Origin of the sequence: Desulfogranum japonicum DSM 18378 (assembly GCF_000429945.1) — a bacterium.
In the GTDB taxonomy this organism is placed as follows: domain Bacteria; phylum Desulfobacterota; class Desulfobulbia; order Desulfobulbales; family Desulfobulbaceae; genus Desulfogranum; species Desulfogranum japonicum.
This window is the reverse complement of sequence record NZ_KE386993.1, coordinates 63,046-71,472: the sequence shown is the minus strand read 5'-3', so window position 1 is coordinate 71,472 and position 8,427 is coordinate 63,046. Positions and strand designations below refer to the sequence as shown.

Annotated in this window: 7 protein-coding genes; 2 read left to right on the top strand and 5 right to left on the bottom strand. The window is 46.1% G+C overall.

What is annotated here, in order from left to right:
• On the top strand, window positions 1–492 hold a 492-nt coding region (locus G493_RS33770; RefSeq protein WP_161629881.1), incomplete at its 5' end, for an ISAs1 family transposase.
• Between the two features lie 44 nt (window positions 493–536).
• Here the strand turns inward: G493_RS33770 and G493_RS30960 are convergent.
• From G493_RS30960 to G493_RS0123100, 5 genes are all read right to left on the bottom strand, one after another.
• Window positions 537–842 carry a CU044_2847 family protein gene (locus G493_RS30960; RefSeq protein WP_051309834.1) on the bottom strand — a complete coding sequence of 102 codons (306 nt, stop codon included), beginning with the start codon at window positions 840–842 and terminating at the stop codon, window positions 537–539.
• Window positions 843–1,459: 617 nt separating this feature from the next.
• Window positions 1,460–1,855: a DUF2391 family protein gene (locus G493_RS0123115; protein WP_028582251.1), complete on the bottom strand. Its 396-nt coding sequence runs from the start codon at window positions 1,853–1,855 to the stop codon at window positions 1,460–1,462.
• 115 nt (window positions 1,856–1,970) lie between these two features.
• A complete protein-coding gene (locus G493_RS0123110; protein ID WP_028582250.1) occupies window positions 1,971–3,002 on the bottom strand; it encodes a fatty acid desaturase in 1,032 nt (343 codons plus the stop codon).
• 444 nt (window positions 3,003–3,446) lie between these two features.
• Entirely contained in the window at window positions 3,447–4,817 is a 1,371-nt protein-coding gene (locus tag G493_RS0123105) for an FAD binding domain-containing protein (RefSeq protein WP_028582249.1), read from the bottom strand.
• On the bottom strand, window positions 4,814–6,958 hold the full coding sequence (locus G493_RS0123100) for a xanthine dehydrogenase family protein molybdopterin-binding subunit (protein WP_035275783.1): 2,145 nt from the start codon (window positions 6,956–6,958) through the stop codon (window positions 4,814–4,816). The genes G493_RS0123105 and G493_RS0123100 overlap by 4 nt, the downstream gene beginning before the upstream one ends.
• Window positions 6,959–7,205: 247 nt before the next feature.
• On the opposite strand from G493_RS0123100, the gene G493_RS30955 reads away from it, so the two are divergent.
• Window positions 7,206–8,312, top strand: coding sequence for a hypothetical protein (locus tag G493_RS30955; protein WP_084813736.1), 1,107 nt, complete (start codon window positions 7,206–7,208; stop codon window positions 8,310–8,312).
• The last annotated feature ends 115 nt before the right edge of the window (window positions 8,313–8,427 follow it).

The following is an 8,427-nucleotide window of genomic DNA, read 5'->3' as shown; positions in this document are numbered from 1 at the left end:
GCTGAGGCGAGTGAAGCAAGCCTCGCCAGTAGCGGCTACGATTACCATGAAACAAAAGAAAAAAATCATGGCCGTTTAGAAATTCGACGTTGTTGGATAACGAACACCTTTGTCACTTCCCGATTCAATAAAGAATGGCCTCAGCTTAACACTATTGCCGTAGTGGAATCAGAACGTCACATAAACGGTAATATATCACAAGAGTGTCGCTATTATATTTTCAGTCTTGCAGAGGTGAATGCCTGCAACTTTATGAATGTCGTTCGCCAACATTGGGGCATTGAAAACAAACTGCATTGGGTACTTGATGTTGCTTTTCGTGAGGATGAATCCAGGGTCCGAAATGGCCATAGTGCTGAAAACCTAGCTTTGTTAAGATATATAGCACTGAATTTACTCAAGCAGGAAAAAACTGCCAAAGTCGGCACTCAAATCAAACGTCAGAAAGTTCGGTGGGACAATAATTATCTTACTAAGGTATTGTTTGACTGACATTGCCCTGCAACTATGAGCAAAGAGCCTCATTTTCGTGCTCATTACGATTTCCATTTCAGCCTGACCTTTATCTGTGCGCCAGCACTTACTTTGGCGATCAAAGCTCCATTTTCAGCATCTAGTGCAATACCAAACTCAAGCTCAGCTTCATCCGGGCGAGCCTTATCATTCATGGTGATCATAGTGCTATTTACCAGCTCCGCCATGACCTTTATGGTATTCATTGCCATGTTTATTGCTTCTTTTGATTGCTTCTGATTTGTCTCAGAATTGCCATTCAAGAAGTTTTTTTTCACACCATGTTCGCTGTTTGGCCATTCAATAAGAATGCAGGTCGGACTCGACATTGGAGGGTTCCTTGTTTATGGGACATCAGTAAATTATAGCCAACGCCAATTATTAAGGATTTCTATAATGTAATCGGCAATGACAGCGGATACTTCTGGTTTGAAATCGAGTGGAGAGAGAAAAACTTCTACGCCAAACGCTTAGTGTACCATGCAATTTGTTCGCACGCTTGGTCAATTTTTTTAACCTTGATCGGCTTAATTATAGCGACCTGGAACCAGAAATAAATCTCGGCTCAAATTATTTACCCCTGAGAATGGTTATTGGCACGAAATAGGAGGGCTGCACTAAAACAGGTCGTAAAATAATCCACCTTGGGTGCTGAGGCTAATCTTTGGGATATAGGAGTCATGTCAACTTTTGGTGCGGAAGTAAACTCATAGATTACACCGGGAAATCTCAGTTGACAAACAACAAAATACTATCAGTCACATCATACTCTGAAAAGGAGCAACTTTCTAAAGCGTACGGCCAACCCTTAGCAAAGGGTATCTCAAAGTGGTCTGTTGTTGCCATTTTAATATTTTCGATCCAGCAATGTTAACGGTGAACCGTACCTGTTGCCGGTCTCTTTAATCAGTGTGAGAAGTGACCCCGCTTTTTAATTGATTTTGAATCACTCTTTGTCAAAACTATCCACTACAATTGCACCCATAGATGCTGGCATAGTGATAATTATAATACGTTTCAAGGATATTATGGGATCGCCCAGTAGAGGAAGCTTATCCAAACACAGCAAAACCCAACTGACAACTAACGCTGTCATCAAGTACGCTATTGCTATACGAAAAATGAATACAGCTAGTCGAGACGTAACATTTCTCTGGAAGACATTTTGATAGGTAAAAAGGGCAAGAAATAGTACCGAGAGGACAAATAACATTATTAAATTAGTAAAAGGTAATGTTTCTCCTAATTGCCAAGCTTCTTCAGAAAAGGAAATTGGCACCGCGAGCGCAAATGCGCCCACAAGGACCTGACTTGCATCTTCCGTATTGAAGCTGAATTTCATATTATATTTTCCCCAATTGCTCCCTTTAACGTTGCTTCTTTTTGAAGTCCGCTTTTGAAAAAGCCTTGTTCGGCTTTAGCCTCATTGCCTAATGGACATCATGTAACCATCCATATCAAGGGAAAGTGACCATTTTTTGTAAATTTTCATCCCACAATTTCAGGCGATGGGTGCAAAGACTATCCCTGATTGTAAGTGGTGTCTTTGCCCGTAGTTCAGGCACGGAATCGAAGCACTTCTTGAGATGGTAACTAGGAATCATGGGATTCAAATGATGGATATGATGGTAGCCGATGTTACCGGAAAACCAGCGTAGAACAACCGGTAGATCATAAAACGAGCTACCCTCCATGGCTGCACGCAAAGGTTCCCACTTGTTTTTGCGTGCCCAATACCCCCCTTCAAACTGGTGCTGTACGTAAAAAAGCCAGATGCCGGCTCCCCCTGCTAGCCACAACACAGGTAACTGGATTAGGAGATAAGACCGCCAGCCGATAATACGTGCGGTGGTCATAGCAATGGCAAGAATAAGCAAATTAGTCAAAAGAACCCCCATTCGTTCTCCTCTTTTAACCCTAAAGTCAGGGATACGATTGTAGAAAAGGAAATTAAATATTGCTCCAAAGCCAACCAGAATAACGGGGTTTCGGTAGAGTCTATACCGTAATTGTTTCATTTTTGATGAATTCTCATACTCCTCTAGCGTCATGGTCCAGATGTCGCCGAATCCCCGCGAGTCGAGATTAGCGTAAGTTCCATGGTGCCGTAGATGAGTGAAACGCCAGTCTTCAAACGATGTAAATACAAGTGCACCGAGAAGGTAGCCGACAAATGTGTTACCTCTCTTCGATCTTAAGAAAGAATTATGTACACAGTCGTGAAATAAGATGAATAGCCGAACCATAAAGGCTGATGCAGGTATAGCAAGAATCAGAGTCCATATATAAGAATGACCAAGTTGGATTGACCACACCATCAGATACCATAGACAGAAATAGGGGATTAATGTGTTCAAAAGCTGCCAAGAGGCTTCTATCCAGTTGGAAATGCGAAATTTATTCAGTTCTTGATGCCAATCTAGCCAGACCTGACCAGTTTTGACATTTTTACCAGCACTGTTATTTATATCAAGCTCATGTATGGTCATAATTAAACCTCCACTTGATTATTCCTCCCTTGCACATTGGGCAAGTTTTATCAGGATATTTTCTCATTCAAAGAAATTATAAAAAAAAATAGCAACTCTCCGACAAACTCCTAGTGGACAGTGTAACGTTAACCCGCCACCGGATACAATAAATCCCACCATATGCAAACCATTTTCCGTAACCCACTGCATTGCAAGAGAATACCATCAGTCTGGTATTTATATTATATTAAAGCCTTCCCATAGCACTCAAGCTCAATACATGCATTGCCATTGCTCACAGGGAAAACAGATAATCTGATAAGTCTTCTGTCGTTGTAAATGGGGTTACAAGCCGCCCCTCCGTATTTTTCGCATGCAGGCCGGTACAGCGTATTTAATCATGCGTAAACCAGGCTGATCGTGGAAAGATCAGGTGCACTGAGCAGTTACCATGCATTAACCTTATCCCATTGCCACAAAAACAATTCGTATCAAAGCCAGTGCTGTATGCAGTCTGTACTCGGCTGTGGAACGCTGATCTGTGAGCGGAGACAAGAGCTCGCTGTACAAGCCAAGCCAATGGTCTACAGAGGTTGGCAGATCAACCAACCTGGTACCAATAACGCTCTGTTCAATATCGTGGCTGCGAATTACAGTGGGTGCACATGCGCCTATGGCAAGTCTGAAATCCGTAACCATCTCCGTATCTACCTCCCAGAGAGCCGCGCAATTAACTTTTGCCAGGGCATTCACGGCTCTGGCGCCAACCTTACGAAACATCCAGTTGCTATTTCTTTGAACAGTATCGGGCTCCTCGTAGCTGATACAGGTCACTATTTCAGTTGGATCGAGGAGGGTGGTTCCTGGCCCCTGAATATATTTTGCAAGGGGTATATCTCTCTGCCCTGATGGACCAACAACATGAACCATTGCATTCAAGATGTAAAGGACTGGCAGACCATCTGCAGCAGGACTGGCATTACAGACATTACCACCCAGTGTTGCGATATTACGTATGCCAGGAGCCGCGATACAGGAGAGAGCTTCCCTCAATATGGGTGTGCAATCCGGCGAAGCAATTATATCAGCCAGGGGCATGGCGCTTCCCACATACGTTCGACCTTCTTTTCTGTATATCGTTTGCAGTTCAGCAATATGCATACAGCTAAACAGGTTACCATTGGCACTGACAGGTCGACCTGCATGTTGCCTGATTATCAGGTCAGTGCCACCTGCTACAGGCGTGTATCCTGCCTGCAGTAGGGCTATAGAATCATCAACAGTACGGGGAACCAAAGGGTGTGGAGATATGTTTGTCGGAGGGTGCGTATCTGTTTCCTTCCAGACTTCTGGAACACTGCTGAGTGTTCCAGCAGCAGCCTGCACAGCATGAATTATCTGCGTATAGCCTGTACAACGACACAAATTGCCTGATAAGCCTGCACGAATCTCCTCGTCCGTTGGCTGCTGGTTCTCCCGAAGGAGAGCTGCTGTGGCAAGGATGAATCCAGGCGTGCAAAATCCGCACTGTACCGCACCGGCCCGAGCAAAGGCATCGGCAATGATATGAAAGGCGGCTGTTTTTGAAAATCCTTCTATCGTTGTAATGCTGCATCCATGGACGTGCAGCACAGGTACACAGCAGGCGTTAACCAGCCTGTTATTCAGCAGGACACTGCAGGAACCGCACTCCCCTTCTCCGCACCCCTCCCGAACACCTGTAATACCTTTCTCTTGCCGAAGCAGATCAAGTAATCGTTGTTCGGGATGGGGTACAAAGGAAACCTTACAACCATCAATGCTACAACATATATTCTTGATACGATTAATCACCGTTTGGTCACCAATTGTTCAGGGGTAATGGGAATTTTCGTAATCAGCTTGCCCGTTGCCTGGGAAACCGCCTCTGCCAAAGCCGGGGCAGGACCAATATGGGGAAGTTCTCCAGCGCCTTTGGCACCAAACGGACCATGTTTGTAGGGATTTTTCACAAAGAAACACTCAAGCTCAGGAACATCGTATATGGTCGGTATGATATAATCTGTCAAAGAATGCTGCGCAGGTTTACCATCAATCATCTGCATCTGTTCCAATGTCGCATACCCGAGTGCCTGGGCAACACCACCCTGCATCTGTCCCTGCAACATAGCATTATCAATGGGTACACCCACGTCATAGGCTGCCCATGACCCAATTATCTTGATTGCAGAGGTAATTGGATCGATCTCCACTTCCACAACATTGACTGACCATGAGTAGGCAGGATACGCATCCCCATAAAACGAGGGTTCATCCCAGGTGAGTTCTTCAGGATGCATGTAGCGCTGCTCTACAATAAGAGGCTCTTCTTTGGTTGGCAGTTGGCCGGAATCTAGTATTGTACGTAATTCCACAGCCGCTTTCTGCAACAGATTCCCCACAATCATGACTGTACGTGAGGCTACGGTTGGCCCTGAATCAGGTACCCTGGCTGTATCAGGCGGAGTAAACAGAACATGTTCCACAGGCAGTTCCATGGTCTGGGCAACGATTTTTTTCAGTGCCATGGTTGTGCCCTGCCCCATATCCACGCTGGAAGCCATAATTCGTACCATGTATGGAATCGTCGATGTTAGGTCTGCGTATTCAGCAGAAAGTCGTACAAGACTTTTGATGAGTTCCTGCTCACCGTTCCCGGTAAACGCTCCACCATGTGCCGCAAAGGAAATGCCGATGCCTCTCTTGCAGGAACTCACCACACCTCTGGCATATTTCTGCCATTTTTCACTGTATCCGGAAGCCTCTTCCACCCGAGCCAGCATCGCCTCAAAAAGAGTTGGGTAGCGATAGGTTCCACTGGTGATGGAAAGATCGCCCTGCCTGGTGAGGTATTGCTGCTTAAGCGCAAGCGGTGGTAAACCAAGTTTATCTGCAAGAAAACTCATGTTCATTTCAGCGGCAAAATGAGCCTGAGGCCCCCCAAAACCACGAAATGCTCCAGATGGAACGTGATTGGTTTTCATGGTTCGGCCTCGAACCTTCACGTTTGCAATGGTGTAGGCTCCGGTACAAATAAACATGGCACGTTCAAGTACCACTCGGGACAGCGTCTCATAGGCACCGGCGTCAAGTTGACAGTCTATATCCATGGCAGTGATGCGTCCGCTCTTGCCAATTGCAGTTCTAATAGTAATACGCGAGGGGTGTCTTTTCGGGGTCAGCAGCATGTCAAGGCGTCTATCCAATACAACCTTTACAGGTCTGCCGGTCTTAGTCTTAACAGCTGCAACCGCAACCTGTCCTGCCAAGATAGAGGGGAAATCCTCTTTGCCACCAAATCCTCCACCAGTGGTAGACTGTATAACTCTAACCTGATCTGGATTGAGAGCCAGTGCCTTGGTCAGGTTTGTATGTATGTTAAAGGGACATTGCATAGCTCCTCGAACAGTGACGATACCATTTTCAACTATTGCCAGCATGCCCTGTGGCTCCAGGTAAGCATGTTCCTGCAAACCAGTCTGGTAAAAACGCTCAAAGACATCCGTTGCCTCAAGAAACGCTTTTGCAGGATCACCCTTGATCACGGTAAAATCATTAAAGCATTCCCGTGCGTCCTCAATGGAGGATACAGACTCGAGCATCTCATATTTGACCTCGATGCCTGCACAAAGTCGTTCACAGGTTATCTGATCCGGTCCAACTATGGCAAGCAGGGGCTGCCCGAAATACAAAACCTCCTTTTCTGCAAAAAACGGCCAGTCTTCGGCAACAATGGTTGCCCGGTTTTGTCCTTTGAAATCACGCCCATCAACAGTTACATATCCTTCTGGAAGTCTGGGTATGCTTATGGAACAGATTCGGGCATGCTGTGCAGTTGAGGTCTTAAATGCCATGGAGAGCATACCTGGAAGCGTGATATCTGCTATGTAGCAAGAGGTACCTGACGCTTTATCCATGGCATCGTCACGTACCACTGATCTACTTACTGTATGCAAGGCTTATCCCTCCCTGGTCCCAAGTAATCACCTCATTTCTTCGTAACAATTTACAGAGAACCTGATCGTAAAAGACCGGGCGCCCTGCAAGCAGTTGCCTTTTTTTCAGTATACCTGGAAGTTTTAGAACCGTGAAGACGGGCTTTACAAGAATCGCCTGCTCGAAGATGGACAATGAGCAGGGATCTATGATATATAACTGTACAAGATAACCTTTTACCCAAAACTCTCATTTGCACAACATATCATGCCATTACGGACAACACTTCTCACGCCATTGCTAATCTTCACCTTTCTGCAACACGTACATGCCGCAGAAAATGAAGGAACTTCCATTCTTACCTTTCTGCCTCCCATCATTGCACCCAAAGATACCACTGCAACAGAAAACATCTGTGCAGTCCCATCGGAAGCAAAGGCTGCAGATACTTCCAATCCGGATATTGTTATTGGTACTGGTACACCTGAAAGCTGTACCAGTGAGGCAGTGGTAAACGCTGTTGCCCAGGGGGGAGTGATTACCTTCAACTGTGGTCCATCTCCCATAACCATTACAATGAACACTACAGCTAAAATTGTGAATAACACAGGGCCAGAAATCGTCATTGATGGTGGTGGCAAGGTCACATTGAGCGGTGCCGGGGCACGGCGTATCCTGTATATGAACACCTGCGATCAGGCCCAGGTCTGGACCACATCCCACTGTCAAAACCAGGATCACCCACGACTGACCGTACAAAATCTGCATTTCACGCAAGGGTATCAATCCGGGACCAGCAACACCGATGGTGGCGGTGCCATTTTCGTACGCGGTGGGCGGTTCAAAATCGTAAATTGCAAATTTACTTCAAACCGCTGTGCCAGTACCGGCCCTGATGTAGGCGGAGCAGCTGTTCGGGTGTTCAGTCAATATGAAGGACTACCGGTGTATGTGGTCAATTCCACTTTTGGCGGGAGTGCTGCTGAAGCGAATATCTGCTCCAACGGTGGCGGGCTTTCCAGTATTGGTACCAGTTATACGGTAATCAACTCCCTGTTCAGCTATAATAAGGCTATAGGCTACGGAGCAAATCCTGCACAAAGCGGCACTCCTGGAGGTGGCAGTGGGGGTGCCATTTACAACGACGGCAATACATTTACCCTCTCTCTGTGCGGAACGACCATAGAACAAAATACTGCGAAAGAAGGTGGAGGAGCCATCTTTTTTGTAAGTAACGACCGCAGCGGGCACCTGGTGATCAACAAATCAACACTGCGACAAAATACTTCGGAAGGTTTTGAAACCAAGGGATATCCTGGAATCTTCTATCTTGGTAGCGGGAATCCGCAGGTTACTGATTCGGTAATAGAATGATACCTGCTCAGAAGGGACGTCCGCTACCCTTTTGAGCAGACACCATGGCCTTAGGGTCACGGAAAAAATACATTATCCAGTCTTGCTTGTCTCTCAACTCGGTAATGTCGTCGCG